The 15,707-nt window shown below is 56.1% G+C and carries 13 protein-coding genes and 1 tRNA gene; all 14 read left to right on the top strand.

Translation table 11 applies throughout. The features are described from left to right. Positions 1 to 163: EF-Tu C-terminal domain-related protein (locus tag AC13E3_RS00700; RefSeq protein WP_482901594.1), on the top strand; the 163-nt coding region annotated here is incomplete at its 5' end. A 37-nt stretch (positions 164 to 200) separates the two neighbouring features. Further along, positions 201 to 276, top strand: a tRNA-Trp gene (locus tag AC13E3_RS00695). A 33-nt stretch (positions 277 to 309) separates the two neighbouring features. Beyond that, positions 310 to 678 carry a preprotein translocase subunit SecE gene (gene secE / locus AC13E3_RS00690; protein ID WP_008174826.1) on the top strand — a complete coding sequence of 123 codons (369 nt, stop codon included), beginning with the start codon at positions 310 to 312 and terminating at the stop codon, positions 676 to 678. Positions 679 to 690: 12 nt separating this feature from the next. Then, positions 691 to 1,224, top strand: a complete 534-nt coding sequence (gene nusG / locus AC13E3_RS00685; protein ID WP_008174829.1) for a transcription termination/antitermination protein NusG — start codon at positions 691 to 693, stop codon at positions 1,222 to 1,224. 117 nt (positions 1,225 to 1,341) lie between these two features. Continuing rightward, a complete protein-coding gene (gene rplK, locus AC13E3_RS00680) occupies positions 1,342 to 1,773 on the top strand; it encodes a 50S ribosomal protein L11 (RefSeq protein WP_008174831.1) in 432 nt (143 codons plus the stop codon). A gap of 1 nt (position 1,774) precedes the next feature. Then, a complete protein-coding gene (gene rplA / locus AC13E3_RS00675; protein ID WP_008174833.1) occupies positions 1,775 to 2,473 on the top strand; it encodes a 50S ribosomal protein L1 in 699 nt (232 codons plus the stop codon). 225 nt (positions 2,474 to 2,698) lie between these two features. Then, the gene (gene rplJ / locus AC13E3_RS00670) at positions 2,699 to 3,229 is read left to right on the top strand and encodes a 50S ribosomal protein L10 (protein ID WP_008174835.1); all 531 of its coding nucleotides are present in this window, start codon (positions 2,699 to 2,701) and stop codon (positions 3,227 to 3,229) included. Positions 3,230 to 3,269: 40 nt separating this feature from the next. Next, positions 3,270 to 3,647 carry a 50S ribosomal protein L7/L12 gene (gene rplL / locus AC13E3_RS00665; RefSeq protein WP_008174836.1) on the top strand — a complete coding sequence of 126 codons (378 nt, stop codon included), beginning with the start codon at positions 3,270 to 3,272 and terminating at the stop codon, positions 3,645 to 3,647. Between the two features lie 241 nt (positions 3,648 to 3,888). Further along, the gene (gene rpoB / locus AC13E3_RS00660; RefSeq protein ID WP_482901593.1) at positions 3,889 to 7,968 is read left to right on the top strand and encodes a DNA-directed RNA polymerase subunit beta; all 4,080 of its coding nucleotides are present in this window, start codon (positions 3,889 to 3,891) and stop codon (positions 7,966 to 7,968) included. A gap of 76 nt (positions 7,969 to 8,044) precedes the next feature. Continuing rightward, entirely contained in the window at positions 8,045 to 12,259 is a 4,215-nt protein-coding gene (gene rpoC, locus AC13E3_RS00655; protein WP_008174840.1) for a DNA-directed RNA polymerase subunit beta', read from the top strand. A gap of 167 nt (positions 12,260 to 12,426) precedes the next feature. Next, positions 12,427 to 12,801: a 30S ribosomal protein S12 gene (rpsL, locus tag AC13E3_RS00650; protein ID WP_008174844.1), complete on the top strand. Its 375-nt coding sequence runs from the start codon at positions 12,427 to 12,429 to the stop codon at positions 12,799 to 12,801. 114 nt (positions 12,802 to 12,915) lie between these two features. Next, the gene (gene rpsG, locus AC13E3_RS00645; RefSeq protein WP_008174847.1) at positions 12,916 to 13,386 is read left to right on the top strand and encodes a 30S ribosomal protein S7; all 471 of its coding nucleotides are present in this window, start codon (positions 12,916 to 12,918) and stop codon (positions 13,384 to 13,386) included. An 18-nt stretch (positions 13,387 to 13,404) separates the two neighbouring features. Then, a complete protein-coding gene (fusA, locus tag AC13E3_RS00640) occupies positions 13,405 to 15,510 on the top strand; it encodes an elongation factor G (RefSeq protein ID WP_273086116.1) in 2,106 nt (701 codons plus the stop codon). 35 nt (positions 15,511 to 15,545) lie between these two features. Further along, positions 15,546 to 15,707: GTP-binding protein (locus AC13E3_RS00635; protein ID WP_482901584.1), on the top strand; the 162-nt coding region annotated here is incomplete at its 3' end.

Raw genomic sequence — 15,707 nt, 5'->3', positions numbered from 1 at the left:
TTGCGAACTGCCGGAAGGTGTGGAAATGGTTATGCCGGGTGACAACGTCAAGATGAGTGTTACCCTGATTGCTCCGATCGCCATGGAAGATGGCCTGCGCTTCGCGATTCGTGAAGGCGGCCGTACCGTTGGTGCCGGCGTAGTCTCCAAGATTATCGAGTAATAGACTCGAGAGTAAGTGCACTGAGTTGTTTCGGTGCAGGCCAGTAGCTCAATTGGCAGAGCAGCGGTCTCCAAAACCGCAGGTTGGGGGTTCGATTCCCTCCTGGCCTGCCATTTTTTAACATCCGGATACATAAGTTGATTCCTATGGAGTCAAAAGCCGTTCAGTCAGCCAGCCGTTTCGATTTCGTGAAGTGGCTGGTTGTTTTCGTTCTGATCGCCATCGGTGTGGTGGGGAATCAGTATTATAGTGCCGAGTCTCTGCTGTATCGGGTTCTGGCTCTTGTAGGTCTCGCAATTGTGGCGGCGCTTGTTGCCCTCCAGACCGACCGTGGTCGTCGCTTCGCGACGCTGCTGAAGGAAGCGAGAGTCGAGATCCGGAAAGTGGTATGGCCCACCAGGCCCGAGCTCGTGCAGACGACAGCGATTGTTGTGGTGTTTGTGCTCGTTGTGGCTCTGTTGTTGTGGGGTATGGATTCGTTGATCAGCTGGCTGGTCGCCGGGTTTATCGGTTAACAGGAGTGGGCAATGGCTAAGCGCTGGTACGTCGTTCATGCGTATTCTGGCTTCGAAAAGCAGGTGATGCGCACTCTCAGGGAGCGCGTTGCGCTGCACGAGATGGAAGACCGTTTCGGCGAGATCCTGGTTCCGACCGAGGAAGTCGTCGAAATGCGAGAAGGGAAGAAGCGCAAGAGTGAGCGCAAATTCTATCCCGGGTACGTACTGGTCCAGATGGAAATGGACGATGCGACGTGGCACCTTGTGAAGAACACCCCGCGTGTTCTTGGTTTTATTGGTGGTACCAAGGATAAGCCTGCACCGATCACCGAAAAGGAAGCGGAAGCGATCCTTCGTCGAGTCGAAAGCGGTGCAGACAAGCCCAAGCCGAAGACGCTGTTCGAGCCGGGTGAGATTGTTCGCGTTGTTGAAGGTCCTTTTGCGGACTTCAATGGTGTGGTTGAGGAAGTTGACTACGACAAGAGTCGGGTCAAGGTTGCCGTTCTGATCTTTGGTCGTTCAACTCCGGTAGAGCTGGAGTTTGGGCAGGTCGAAAAAGACTGACCGGTAACGGGAAAGCTGAAAGCTCGCGCGCTCAAGCGACGCGGGCTTTTTGTGTCTGCTCTTAGCAGTTGTAAAAACGGGGAGCCGAGAGGCGTTTGAACCCACAGGAGATCTATCATGGCAAAGAAAATTGAAGCGTACATCAAGCTTCAGGTTGCTGCCGGCAAGGCCAACCCGAGTCCCCCCGTTGGTCCTGCACTGGGTCAGCGCGGCGTAAACATCATGGAATTCTGCAAGGCGTTCAACGCCCAGACTCAGGACATGGAGCCTGGTCTGCCGATTCCGACCGTGATCACCGTTTACAGTGATCGCAGCTTTACCTTTATTACCAAGACTCCGCCTGCACCGGTTCTTCTCCTGAAGGCCGCTGGCATCAAGAGTGGCTCCGGTCGTCCGAATACCGAGAAAGTCGGTACCGTGACCCGCGAGCAGCTTGAAGAAATTGCCAAGACCAAAGAGCCGGACCTGACTGCAGCCGATATGGACGCAGCGGTACGTACCATTGCAGGAACAGCCCGCAGCATGGGCCTGAACGTGGAGGGCCTGTAACATGGCGAAGCTGAGCAAGCGTCAGAAGCTTATTCGTGAAAAGGTAGACTCTACCCGTTCCTACTCTGTCGACGAAGCAGTTGCACTGCTGGTTGAGCTGGGCCAGAACGTGAAGTTCAAAGAGTCTGTCGACGTAGCCGTCAATCTGGGCGTTGACGCACGTAAATCCGACCAGGTTGTCCGTAGCAGCACTGTTCTGCCTCACGGCACCGGCAAGACCGTTCGCGTCGCTGTATTTACCCAGGGCGCCAATGCCGAGAAAGCAACGGCTGCTGGTGCAGACGTTGTAGGCATGGACGATCTGGCGGACGAAGTTAAGAAAGGCAACATGGATTTCGACGTGGTTATCGCCACTCCGGACGCCATGCGTGTTGTTGGTCAGCTGGGCCAGATTCTTGGTCCCCGTGGCCTGATGCCGAACCCGAAGGTGGGTACTGTGACTCCTGACGTCGAGACTGCGGTCAAGAACGCCAAGGCCGGTCAGGTTCGTTACCGCACCGACAAGAACGGCATTATCCACGCTCCGCTGGGTAACGTTGAATTCTCTGCGCAGAACATCAAGGAAAACCTTGAAGCTCTGGTAGCAGATCTGAAAAAGGCCAAGCCGTCGTCGGCGAAAGGCGTGTATCTCAAAAAGATCACCATTTCCTCGACTATGGGTCCTGGCCTGACTATCGATCAGAGCGGTCTCGCTATTTGATCCTTTGATCGGTGGTTACTTTGTAGTCTGGGCGGAAGCCAAGGCTGTCAAAGACCGCAGGCCCCCGAAGCACTTTCGGTCTGACTGGAAGTGCTGCAAGGGTTAAAGCAACGCCTGCGCAGACGGTGTGAAGACGTTCTCTCTGAACCCAAACACCGTTAGGAGCCCCGCGAGGGGTATATGTGGGTTTGCCGGGAAGACCCGGCGAAATCGAGGAGAAATCCAGTGGCAATTAGACTCGAAGACAAGAAAGCGATCGTCGCTGAAGTCAACGAGACTGCCGGTGGTGCTCTGTCTGTGGTTATGGCTGACTACCGTGGTGTTACCTCTGGTGACATGACGGCGCTTCGTGCCAAGGCTCGTGCCGAAAACGTGCGTCTGAAGGTTGTTCGTAACAACCTGGCGAAGATCGCGATTCGCGGTACCGAGTTCGAGTGCATCGACGAAGCCCTGGTCGGCCCGACCATTCTGGCATTCTCTATGGAAGATCCGGGCGCGGCAGCGCGTCTGTTGAAGGATTTTGCGAAAGAGAAAGAGGCGTTCGAGATTAAGGCACTGGCCGTCGGCGGAGAGCTGATGGGTGCAGACCAGATCGACCGTCTTGCCAAGCTGCCAACACGTCACGAAGCGCTGACAATGCTGGCCGCAGTAACACAGGCACCGATCACCAAGCTGGCACGGACACTGAACGAAGTTCCTTCGAAAGTGACTCGTGCTGTAGCGGCAGTTCGCGACCAGAAGCAAGAAGCTGCTTGATTCTGTTGAACACCATTTTTTATATTTTTGGGAGAAAGTCATGGCTCTGTCTAACGAAGACATTTTGAACGCAATCGCTGAAATGAGCGTAATGGACGTAGTTGCGCTGGTTGAAGCAATGGAAGAAAAATTCGGTGTTTCTGCCGCTGCAGCCGTTGCTGCTGCGCCGGCAGCTGCTGGTGGTGGCGAAGCCGCTGCTGAAGAGCAGACCGAGTTTGACGTTGTACTTACCGGTCCTGGTGAGAAGAAAGTAAACGTAATCAAGGCCGTTCGTGAACTGACTGGCCTGGGTCTGAAAGAAGCCAAGGAAATGGTCGACAGCGCTCCTTCCGTTATCAAGGAAGCAGCTAGCAAAGACGACGCTGAAGAAGCCAAGAAGAAGCTTGAGGAAGCAGGCGCTTCTGTTGAGCTCAAGTAAGAGTCGGCTGTTGATCGAAACCGTGCGATAAGCATGGACAGGCTGGTGGCTTTGGGCCACCGGCCTTTTTCTGTTGTATATGCTATAGAGTCTGGTGAGCAATTGCAGGTTGATGTCAGATCTATAACCTACAGCCAGAGTCTTGTTCAAGACGGCGCGATAAGCCGAGCAATTCGGCCCCGAAGCAGAACATTGGTTGCTTCTTGATACCAGGTATCAGGTCTAAAGCTGGGGAATGCAGATGACTTACTCCTACACTGAGAAAAAGCGGATTCGCAAAGATTTTAGTAAATTGCCTTCCGTGATGGACGTCCCCTATTTGCTGTCTATTCAGCTGGATTCGTTCCGGGACTTCCTCCAAATGGAAGCCGCTCCTGAAGACCGCCGGGAAACCGGTCTTCACGCAGCATTCAAATCCGTATTCCCGATTGTCAGTTACTCTGGCAATGCCGCGCTCGAATACGTGAGCTATCGTATTGGCGAGCCGGTTTTTGATGTCAAGGAATGCCAGCTTAGGGGCGTAACCTATGCAGCGCCGCTGCGGGTGAAGGTCCGCCTTATCATTTACGATAAGGAATCGTCCAACAAGGCGATCAAGGACATTAAAGAGCAGGAAGTCTACATGGGCGAGATGCCCCTGATGACCGAGAACGGTACCTTCGTTATCAACGGTACCGAGCGCGTTATTGTTTCCCAGCTCCACCGGTCTCCGGGTGTGTTCTTCGATCACGACAAGGGCAAGACCCATTCCTCCGGCAAGCTGCTGTATTCTGCCCGGGTGATTCCTTACCGTGGTTCCTGGCTGGACTTCGAGTTTGATCCGAAGGACTCCGTGTTCGTTCGTATCGACCGTCGTCGTAAGCTTCCGGCATCCATTCTGTTGCGTGCCCTGGGCTACACCTCCGAGCAGATGCTGGAGATGTTCTTCGAAACCAGTAAATTCAGCCTGGGCGCGGAAGTGTGCAAGCTGGAGCTGGTGCCGAGCCGTCTGCGTGGCGACATCGCGACCTTCGATATCAAGGACAATGACGGTAACCTGATTGTCGAAGAAGGTCGCCGGATTACGGCCCGCCACATCAAGCAGTTGGAAAAAGCCGGCATCAACGAGCTTGAGGTGCCGACCGAGTACCTGTACGGCCGTGTACTGGCGAAAGACATGATCGATCAGGGTTCCGGTGAAGTCCTGGTGGAGTGTAACTCCGAGCTGACAGAAGAGCTGGTCACCAAGATTCTCGACGCTGGCGTGAAGGATATCGAAACCCTTTACACCAACGATCTGGACTGTGGTCCGTTCATGTCTGACACCCTGCGTATCGATCCGACTCGCACGCCGCTCGAAGCGCTGGTTGAGATCTACCGGATGATGCGCCCGGGTGAGCCGCCCACCAAAGAGTCGGCTGAGAACCTGTTTAATAACCTGTTCTTCTCTGAAGAGCGCTATGACCTGTCTGCGGTTGGCCGGATGAAGCTGAACCGCCGTCTGCGCCGTGAAGAAAGCACAGGTGAGGGCACCCTGACCCACGAAGACATCATCGACGTTCTCAAGACCCTGATCGACATCCGTAACGGCCAGGGCAATGTGGATGATATCGATAACCTGGGTAACCGTCGTGTTCGCTGTGTTGGCGAAATGGCGGAAAACCAGTTCCGCGTTGGCCTGGTTCGGGTTGAGCGAGCGGTTCGTGAGCGTCTGAGCCTTGCTGAAAGCGAAGGGCTGATGCCTCAGGACCTGATCAACGCCAAGCCGGTAGCAGCCGCGGTTAAAGAATTCTTCGGCTCAAGCCAGCTGTCGCAGTTCATGGACCAGAACAACCCGCTGTCCGAGGTCACGCACAAGCGTCGTATCTCTGCGTTGGGCCCAGGTGGTCTGACCCGTGAGCGTGCAGGCTTTGAGGTTCGTGACGTACACCCGACCCACTACGGTCGCGTATGCCCGATCGAGACGCCGGAAGGTCCGAACATCGGTCTTATCAACTCGCTGGCGACTTACGCGCGCTCCAACTCCTACGGTTTCCTCGAGAGTCCGTACCGGAAGGTTGAGAACGGCGTGGTAACCGATGAAGTGGTTTACCTGTCCGCTATCGAGGAGAGCAACTACGTCATCGCCCAGGCCAGTGCTGCCATGGACGAGAAGACCAAGCGTCTGACCGACGAACTGGTTACCGTTCGCCACCAGAACGAATTTACCGTTACTCCGCCGGAGAGCGTTAACTTCATGGATGTATCTCCGCGCCAGGTAGTATCGGTCGCGGCATCCCTGATCCCGTTCCTGGAGCATGACGACGCCAACCGGGCACTGATGGGTGCGAACATGCAGCGTCAGGCGGTTCCGACACTCAAAGCCCAGGTTCCCCTGGTAGGAACCGGTGTTGAGCGTACGGTTGCCCAAGACTCTGGCGTCTGTGTATCGGCTCGCCGCGGCGGTGTGATCGAAAGCGTTGACGCTTCGCGCATCGTGGTTCGTGTCAATAACGAGGAAACCGAAGCGGGTGATGCAGGTGTGGATATCTACAACCTGACCAAGTACACCCGTTCGAACCAGAACACCTGTATCAACCAGCGCTCCATCGTGCGTCAGGGCGATATTATTGCCCGTGGCGACGTGCTGGCAGACGGTCCCTCTGTGGATCTGGGTGAGCTGGCACTGGGGCAGAACATGCGCATCGCGTTCATGCCCTGGAACGGTTACAACTTTGAGGACTCCATCCTCATTTCCGAGAAAGTGGTGCAGGAAGATCGCCTGACCACCATCCACATTCAGGAACTGACCTGTGTGGCTCGGGACACCAAGCTGGGTAGCGAAGAAATCACCGCGGATATTCCGAACGTTGGTGAAAGTGCGCTGTCCAAGCTGGATGAGTCCGGTATTGTTTACATTGGTGCTGAAGTGGGCCCCGGTGACATTCTGGTAGGCAAGGTCACACCGAAGGGTGAGACCCAGCTGACGCCGGAGGAGAAGCTGCTGCGTGCCATCTTTGGTGAGAAGGCGTCCGATGTTAAGGACACCTCCTCCCGCGTGCCGACTGGCACCCGCGGCACCGTTATCGACGTGCAGGTCTTTACCCGCGACGGTATCGAGAAGGATCAGCGTGCCCAGTCCATCGAGAAAGAGCAGCTGGACCAGTATCGCAAGGATCTGAAAGACGAGTACCGGATTGTTGAAGGTGCGACATTCGAGCGTCTGAACAGTGCGTTGAAAGGGCAGGAAGTGATCAGTGGGCCGGGTCTGAAGAAGGGCGCCACGCTCGAAGAGAGCTACCTGGCCGAGCTGCCGCGTTCTGACTGGTTCAAGCTCCGGATGAAAGATGAGAGCCTGAACGAGCTGCTGGAGAAATCCGAGCAGGGTCTGGAAGACCGCAAGAAGGAACACGAAGCGCGCTTTGACGACAAGAAAGGCAAGCTTCAGCAGGGCGACGACCTCGCACCGGGCGTACTGAAGATCGTCAAGGTATACCTGGCTATCAAGCGTCGTATCCAGCCGGGTGACAAGATGGCCGGTCGTCACGGTAACAAGGGTGTTATTTCCTCGGTGATGCCGATCGAAGACATGCCTTACGACGAGCACGGCAACACGGTTGACGTGGTTCTGAACCCGCTGGGTGTCCCCTCGCGGATGAACGTAGGTCAGGTGCTTGAGACTCATCTGGGTGCTGCAGCCAAGGGTCTGGGTGAGCGTATCAGCCAGATGCTGGACGAGCAGCGCAAGGTGGCTGAATTACGCAAGCTGCTGGATGAGATCTACAATCACTCAGACGAAGTGTTCAAGGTGGACCTGGATTCCCTGTCCGACAAGGAAATCCTGGAGATGTGCCACAACCTTCGCGGCGGTGTGCCCATGGCAACGCCGGTATTCGACGGTGCCAAGGAAGCCGAGGTCAAGCGCATGCTTGAGCTTGCGGGACTGAGCACTACCGGTCAGACCATGCTGTATGACGGTCGTACTGGTGATATGTTCGACCGCCCGGTAACGGTTGGCTACATGTACATCCTGAAGCTGAACCACCTGATCGACGACAAGATGCACGCTCGTTCCACTGGCTCTTACAGCCTGGTTACCCAGCAACCGCTGGGTGGTAAGGCGCAGTTCGGTGGCCAGCGCTTCGGTGAGATGGAAGTGTGGGCTCTCGAGGCCTACGGTGCAGCTTACACGCTGCAGGAGATGCTCACCGTCAAGTCTGATGACGTGAACGGTCGGACCAAGATGTACAAGAACATTGTCGATGGCGATCATCGGATGGAGCCGGGCATGCCCGAATCCTTCAACGTTCTTGTCAAGGAAATCCGCTCGCTGGGTATCGACATCGAGCTGGAATCCGAGTGAGCCGAATTGTTTTTGGCAGCGTGAGCGGGCACGACCAGTGCCCGCCCGAGATTAACGCCATCCGGAGCTTTTACTGATGAAAGATTTGCTGAATCTTCTCAAGAGCCAGAACCAAAGCAAGGAATTCGACGCCATCCGTATTGGCCTGGCGTCGCCTGACATGATCCGTTCCTGGTCCTTTGGCGAAGTGAAGAAGCCTGAGACCATTAACTACCGTACCTTCAAGCCGGAGCGCGACGGTCTTTTCTGTGCCAAGATCTTCGGCCCGATCAAGGACTACGAGTGTCTGTGCGGTAAATACAAACGCCTCAAGCATCGCGGTGTTATCTGCGAGAAGTGTGGCGTTGAGGTTGCGCTGGCCAGTGTCCGCCGTGAGCGCATGGGCCATATTGAGCTGGCCAGCCCGGTCGCGCACATCTGGTTCCTGAAGTCACTGCCGTCCCGTATCGGTCTGATGCTGGACATGACCCTGCGCGATATCGAGCGGGTCCTGTACTTCGAATCCTTTATTGTTATCGATCCGGGGATGACCACCCTGGAGAAGGGCCAGCTGCTGAACGATGAGCAGTACTATGAAGCCCTGGAAGAATTCGGCGACGAGTTCGACGCCCGCATGGGTGCCGAAGCGGTCAAGGAGCTCCTTGAAGGTATTGATCTGCAGGAAGAGGTCGATGCCCTGCGTGAGGAGATTCCGCAGACCAACTCCGAAACCAAGATCAAGAAGTTCAGCAAGCGTCTGAAAATTCTTGAGGCGTTCCTGTATTCCGGCAACAAGCCAGGCGACATGGTCATGACCGTGCTTCCGGTGCTTCCGCCGGATCTGCGCCCGCTGGTACCGCTGGACGGTGGCCGCTTCGCGACCTCTGATCTGAACGATCTTTACCGTCGGGTGATCAACCGGAACAACCGTCTCAAGCGCCTGCTGGAGCTGAACGCTCCGGATATCATCGTGCGTAACGAGAAACGGATGCTGCAGGAAGCCGTTGACGCGCTGCTGGACAACGGGCGCCGTGGCCGGGCCATTACCGGCACCAACAAGCGCCCGCTGAAGTCCCTGGCTGACATGATCAAGGGTAAGCAGGGTCGTTTCCGTCAGAACCTGCTTGGTAAGCGTGTGGACTACTCCGGTCGTTCAGTGATCGTGGTCGGTCCGTACCTGCGCCTGCACCAGTGTGGTCTGCCAAAGAAGATGGCACTGGAATTGTTCAAGCCGTTTATTTTCTCCAAGTTGGAGCACCGCGGCCTGGCGACCACCATCAAGGCCGCCAAGAAGATGGTCGAGCGCGAGGAAGGCGTGGTCTGGGATATCCTGGACGAAGTCATCCGTGAGCATCCGATCATGCTGAACCGTGCGCCGACCCTGCACCGTCTGGGTATCCAGGCATTCGAGCCGGTTCTGATCGAAGGCAAGGCGATCCAGCTGCATCCGCTGGTGTGTGCGGCCTACAACGCCGACTTTGACGGCGACCAGATGGCGGTTCACGTACCGCTGACCCTGGAAGCCCAGCTCGAAGCCCGTGCGCTGATGATGTCCACCAACAACGTGCTGTCGCCGGCCAACGGCGAGCCGATTATCGTGCCGTCCCAGGACGTGGTACTCGGCCTGTACTACATGACCCGTGAGCGCAAGAGCGCCCTGGGTGAGGGTATGGTGTTTGCCGACGTCAAAGAGGCGCATCGTGCCTACGGCGCTGGCAAGGTCGACCTTCAGGCGATCGTCAAGGTTCGCGTGAAGGAAGTGGCGATTGCCGAAGATGGCTCCCGTACCGAGCAATACAAGATTGTTGATACCACGGTTGGTCGTGCTCTGCTGTTTGACATCGTGCCTGATGGCCTGTCCTACGAGCTGGTCAACAAGCCGATGGTCAAGAAGGCAATCTCTAACCTGATCAACACCTGCTACCGTGATGCCGGTCTGAAAGACACCGTCATCTTCGCGGATCAGTTGATGTACATGGGTTACCACTATGCGACCGTTTCCGGTATCTCTATTGGTTTCAACGATTTCGAGATTCCGCCGGAGAAGTACGAGCTGGTTGATGCCGCATCCGCTGAGGTGAAGGATATCGAAACCCAGTACGCGTCCGGTCTGCTGACCCAGGGCGAGAAGTACAACAAGGTTATCGACATCTGGTCACGTGCCAACGATAAAGTTTCCAAAGCCATGATGGAGCGTCTGGCGAAGGAGCAGGTTATCGGGCCTGACGGACAACCGGTGAAGGGCGAGGACGGCGAATACCTGATGCAGGAGTCGTTCAACTCGGTTTACATGATGGCCGATTCCGGCGCCCGGGGTTCCGCGGCCCAGATCCGTCAGCTGGCCGGTATGCGTGGCCTTATGGCCAAGCCGGACGGCTCTATTATCGAAACGCCGATCACTGCGAACTTCCGTGAAGGTCTGAACGTACTCCAGTACTTCATCTCCACTCACGGTGCCCGTAAGGGTCTGGCGGATACCGCTCTGAAGACCGCGAACTCCGGTTACCTGACCCGTCGTCTGGTAGATGTCTCCCAGGATCTGGTCGTTACCGAGCCTGACTGTGGTACCGACGAAGGTCTGCTGATGACGCCGCACATCGAAGGTGGCGACGTTGTAGTACCGCTGGGTGACCGGGTTCTGGGTCGTGTGACCGCCCGTGATGCGTTTACTCCGACCGACAAGGATAACGCCGTTATCGAAGCCGGCACTCTGCTGGACGAGAAGGCCGTTGAAACCCTCGAGCGGGCCGGTGTGGATGAAGTCTGGGTTCGCTCTGCGATCACCTGTGAAACCCGCCACGGTATCTGCTCCAAGTGCTACGGCCGTGATCTGGCCCGTGGTCACGAGGTTAACGTCGGTGAAGCTGTGGGCGTTATCGCTGCGCAGTCCATCGGTGAGCCGGGTACCCAGCTGACTATGCGTACCTTCCACATTGGTGGTGCGGCCAGCCGGGCGTCCGCGGTGGACAATATCCAGGTCAAGCATGGCGGTACCGTCCGTCTGCACAATATGAAGTCGATCGAGAAGGCCGACGGTACTCTGGTGGTGATTTCCCGTTCCTCCGCGTTGGCCATTGCCGATGACCAGGGTCGTGAGCGTGAATGGTACAAGCTGCCATACGGTGCTGTTCTATCCGTCAAGCACGGTGATGCGGTTGAAGCGGGCGTTGTGGTTGCCAAGTGGGATCCGCACACCCACCCGATCATCGCCGAGGCTGGTGGTACCGCGAAATTCGTCAACATGGACCAGGGCATCACTGTCCGCACCCAGACCGACGAATTGACGGGCCTGTCCACCATGGAGGTCATCGACTCCAAGGAGCGTCCTGCAGCTGGTAAGGACATTCGTCCTGCGATCCAGCTCATTGATGAGAAGGGTGAAGAAGTGGAGCTGCCAGGTGGCGGTACTGCGATCTTCTTCCTGCCGGCAAACGCTCTGGTCACCATGGCCAACGGTGCGCGGATCGAACTGGGTGACGTGGTAGCACGGATCCCGCAGGAAAGCTCCAAGACCCGGGATATCACCGGTGGTCTGCCGCGGGTTGCCGACCTGTTCGAGGCCCGTCGTCCGAAGGAATCCTCCATCCTGGCTGAAATCAGCGGTATGGTCTCGTTCGGCAAGGAAACCAAGGGCAAAAAGCGTCTGGTTATCACACCGAAGGATGGGGATGCTTACGAAGTTCTGATTCCGAAGCACCGTCAGCTCAACGTCTTCGAAGGCGAGACCGTTGAGAAGGGTGAGGTAATCTCGGACGGTCCGTCCAACCCGCACGATATTCTGCGTCTGCTGGGTGTGGTTGAACTGGCCAAGTACATCACCAACGAAATCCAGGACGTTTACCGGCTGCAGGGTGTTGTCATCAACGATAAGCACATTGAGGTTATCGTTCGTCAGATGCTGCGGAAGGTGGAAATCACCGATCCCGGCGATACCACTCTGCTCTCCGGCGACCAGGTGGAAATCACCCAGGTGCTGGAAGAAAACGAGAAGGCCGATGCCGCCGACAAAGAGCCTGCACGGTTCGAGCGTCTGCTGCTGGGTATCACCAAGGCTTCCCTGGCCACCGAGTCGTTCATTTCTGCGGCTTCGTTCCAGGAAACTACCCGGGTACTCACCGAAGGTGCGGTTACCGGTAAGCGTGATTACCTGCGCGGCCTGAAGGAAAACGTTGTGGTTGGTCGACTGATTCCGGCCGGTACCGGTCTGGCATACCACAACGAGCGTCGTCGCAAGCGTGACCTGGAAGAGCAGGGCGTAACCGCGGCCGACGTGGAAGAAGCTCTGAGTGCCGAGCTCAACCGCGAAAGCTGAGTTGGGACGACGCGCCGCCTCCGGGTAGTTACCTACCCGAGAGGTGGTCAAAAAGAGACCAGTCATCTTGACTGTCCGGGGGCGCAGGCTTACACTTGCGTCCCTTAAATTTTACCCCCTGCACAGGGGGTAAGTTTCATTGATATGGTTTTTTGGAGTTTGCTTACATGGCAACGATTAATCAGTTGGTGCGTAAGCCTCGTAAGCGCAAGGTAGCCAAGAGCGATGTTCCTGCTCTCCAGGCCTGCCCTCAGCGCCGTGGTGTGTGCACTCGTGTGTATACCACAACGCCGAAGAAGCCGAACTCAGCACTGCGTAAAGTGTGCCGTGTTCGTCTGACCAACGGCTACGAGGTTTCCTCATACATTGGTGGTGAAGGTCACAACCTTCAGGAGCACAGTGTTGTGCTTATCCGTGGCGGTCGAGTAAAAGACCTTCCGGGTGTGCGCTATCACACTGTTCGCGGAACGCTGGACACCCAGGGTGTACAGAACCGTAAGCAGGGCCGCTCCAAGTACGGTGCAAAACGACCCAAGTCCTGATGTCCCGAGCGGGTGTCTTTTATCGTTGCTTGTCAGAACGGTAAGAGTAAGGCTGAGTAGCATTTGCTATCTCAGGGGTTCCTGAAGACCTTTTAGATATATAAGGGCTTATCGATGCCTAGAAGAAGAGTTGCAGCTAAACGGGAAATTATCCCGGATCCGAAATTCGGCAGTGCACGTCTTGCCAAGTTCATCAACCACGTGATGGAAAGTGGCAAGAAGTCTACCGCAGAGCGCATTGTTTACGGCGCTCTGGATATTGTTGCCGAGAAATCCAAAGAAGAGCCGATCGACATGTTCGAGAAGGCCCTGGAGAACATCCAGCCGATGGTTGAGGTTAAGTCCCGTCGTGTGGGTGGTGCTACTTACCAGGTGCCTGTCGAAGTACGGCCTTCCCGTCAGAACGCGCTGGCAATGCGCTGGCTCGTAGAATATTCACGGAAGCGCGGTGAGAAGTCCATGGCTCAGCGTCTGGCTGGTGAAATCCTGGACGCCGCTGACAGCAAAGGCTCCGCTGTTAAGAAGCGTGAAGATGTTCACCGCATGGCAGAAGCCAACAAGGCGTTCTCTCACTTCCGTTTCTAATCAGCCGAGGTTTATACAGTGGCACGCAAGACTCCTATCAAGCGTTACAGAAACATTGGTATTTGTGCGCACGTTGATGCGGGCAAAACCACGACCACCGAGCGGGTGCTGTTCTACACAGGTATCTCCCACAAGATCGGTGAAGTTCATGATGGTGCAGCTACCATGGACTGGATGGAGCAGGAGCAGGAGCGTGGTATTACCATCACCTCTGCTGCGACTACGACATTCTGGCAGGGTATGGACAAGCAGTACCCGGAGCACCGGATCAACATCATCGACACCCCGGGGCACGTTGACTTCACTATCGAAGTAGAGCGCTCCCTGCGCGTACTCGACGGTGCGGTTGTCGTGTTCTGTGGTTCCTCCGGTGTTGAGCCGCAGTCCGAGACTGTATGGCGTCAGGCCAACAAGTACGAAGTTCCCCGCATGGTGTTCGTCAACAAGATGGACCGTGCCGGTGCAAACTTCCTGCGCGTCGTCGAGCAGATCAAAAAGCGTCTCGGTGCGAACTGCGTTCCCATCCAGTTGCCGATCGGTGCTGAAGACAACTTCGCCGGTATCGTTGACCTGATCCGGAACAAGGCTATCTACTGGAACGAAGCTGACTCTGGCGCAACTTACGAGCAGAAAGACGTTCCCGCGGAAATGGAAGACGAAGTCGCCATGTACCGCGAGCAGATGGTTGAAGCTGCTGCAGAAGCCGACGAAGAGTTGATGGAAAAGTACCTCGAAGAGGGTGAGCTCTCCATCGACGATATCAAGAAGGGTCTGCGTATGCGTACCCTGGCGAACGAGATCGTTGTTGCTACCTGTGGTTCTGCGTTCAAGAACAAGGGTGTCCAGGCGGTTCTGGATTCCGTTATTGAGTTCCTGCCGGCGCCGGACGAAGTCAAGGCCATCCGTGGTGAAGTTGACGAAGACGGTACCGAGGAGCTTCGTGAGGCGGATGATGATGCGCCGTTCGCGGCACTGGCGTTCAAGATCGCCACAGACCCGTTTGTGGGCACGCTGACCTTCTTCCGGGTTTACTCCGGTAAGCTTGAGTCCGGTAATGCCGTTTACAACTCGGTCAAAGGCAAGAAAGAGCGCGTCGGTCGTATGGTTCAGATGCACTCCAAGGATCGCCAGGAAATCAAAGAAGTACTGGCGGGCGACATCGCTGCTGCGATCGGCCTGAAGAGCGTGACCACCGGTGACACCCTGTGCGACGAGAATCACAAGATCATTCTCGAGCGCATGGAATTCCCGGAGCCGGTAATCTCCGTTGCTGTTGAGCCGAAGTCCAAGGCGGACCAGGAAAAGATGGGCGTTGCCCTGGGTAAACTGGCTCAGGAAGATCCGTCGTTCCGCGTTCGTACCGACGAAGAATCCGGTCAGACCATCATCTCTGGCATGGGTGAGCTTCACCTGGACATCATCGTTGACCGTATGCGTCGCGAGTTCAAGGTAGAGGCGAACATCGGCAAGCCGCAGGTGGCCTACCGTGAGCGCATTCGCAAGTCGGTAGACGTCGAAGGCAAATTCGTGCGTCAGTCTGGTGGTCGTGGTCAGTATGGTCACGTCAAGATCAAGCTTGAGCCGTTGCCGCTGGATGATGAAGATGGTGAAAACTTTATCTTCGTGAATGAGATTGTTGGTGGTGTTGTTCCCAAGGAATACATCCCGGCAGTTCAGCAGGGTATTGAAGAGCAGATGCAGAACGGCTGTCTGGCCGGTTATCCGCTGCTGCGTATCAAGGCAACCCTGTACGACGGTTCCTACCACGACGTCGACTCGAACGAGATGGCCTTCAAGGTCGCTGGTTCCATGGCAATGAAGAAGGGTGCCCTCGAGGCGAACCCGGCACTGCTCGAGCCGATCATGCGTGTTGAAGTTGTGACGCCGGAAGATTACATGGGTGATGTTGTAGGCGACCTGAACCGTCGTCGCGGCGTTATCCAGGGCATGGACGAAGGTCCTGCCGGTAAGGTCATCCGTGCAGAGGTTCCGTTGTCGGAAATGTTCGGTTACGCCACCGACCTGCGTTCTGCAACGCAAGGCCGGGCGTCCTATGCGATGGAGTTCTCTGGTTATTCAGAGGCACCTTCGAACATTGCCGAAGCGATCATTAAAAAGGGTTGATCCCCAGGACTTAAGAAACAGGAAGAGGTGTAACCGTGTCTAAATCTAAATTTGAGCGTAATAAGCCGCACTTGAACGTAGGCACCATTGGTCACGTTGACCATGGTAAAACCACTTTGACTGCTGCCCTGACCCGTGTATGTCACGAAGTTTGGGGTACAGGCTCTGCGAGTGCCTTCGACCAGATCGATAACGCA

The sequence above is a fragment of the Marinobacter sp. L-80 genome (genome assembly GCF_056859395.1).
The sequence above is the reverse complement of the archived record's forward strand: the minus strand, read 5'-3'. Positions and strand labels throughout refer to the sequence as shown.

Bases quoted from the DNA above. Each gene is read 5' to 3' on its own strand.
- secE (WP_008174826.1), top strand. From the start codon at position 310: ATGGAGTCAAAAGCCGTTCAGTCAGCCAGCCGTTTCGATTTCGTGAAG.
- nusG (WP_008174829.1), top strand. From the start codon at position 691: ATGGCTAAGCGCTGGTACGTCGTTCATGCGTATTCTGGCTTCGAAAAG.
- rplK (WP_008174831.1), top strand. From the start codon at position 1,342: ATGGCAAAGAAAATTGAAGCGTACATCAAGCTTCAGGTTGCTGCCGGC.
- rplA (WP_008174833.1), top strand. From the start codon at position 1,775: ATGGCGAAGCTGAGCAAGCGTCAGAAGCTTATTCGTGAAAAGGTAGAC.
- rplL (WP_008174836.1), top strand. From the start codon at position 3,270: ATGGCTCTGTCTAACGAAGACATTTTGAACGCAATCGCTGAAATGAGC.
- rpoB (WP_482901593.1), top strand. From the start codon at position 3,889: ATGACTTACTCCTACACTGAGAAAAAGCGGATTCGCAAAGATTTTAGT.
- rpoC (WP_008174840.1), top strand. From the start codon at position 8,045: ATGAAAGATTTGCTGAATCTTCTCAAGAGCCAGAACCAAAGCAAGGAA.
- rpsL (WP_008174844.1), top strand. From the start codon at position 12,427: ATGGCAACGATTAATCAGTTGGTGCGTAAGCCTCGTAAGCGCAAGGTA.
- rpsG (WP_008174847.1), top strand. From the start codon at position 12,916: ATGCCTAGAAGAAGAGTTGCAGCTAAACGGGAAATTATCCCGGATCCG.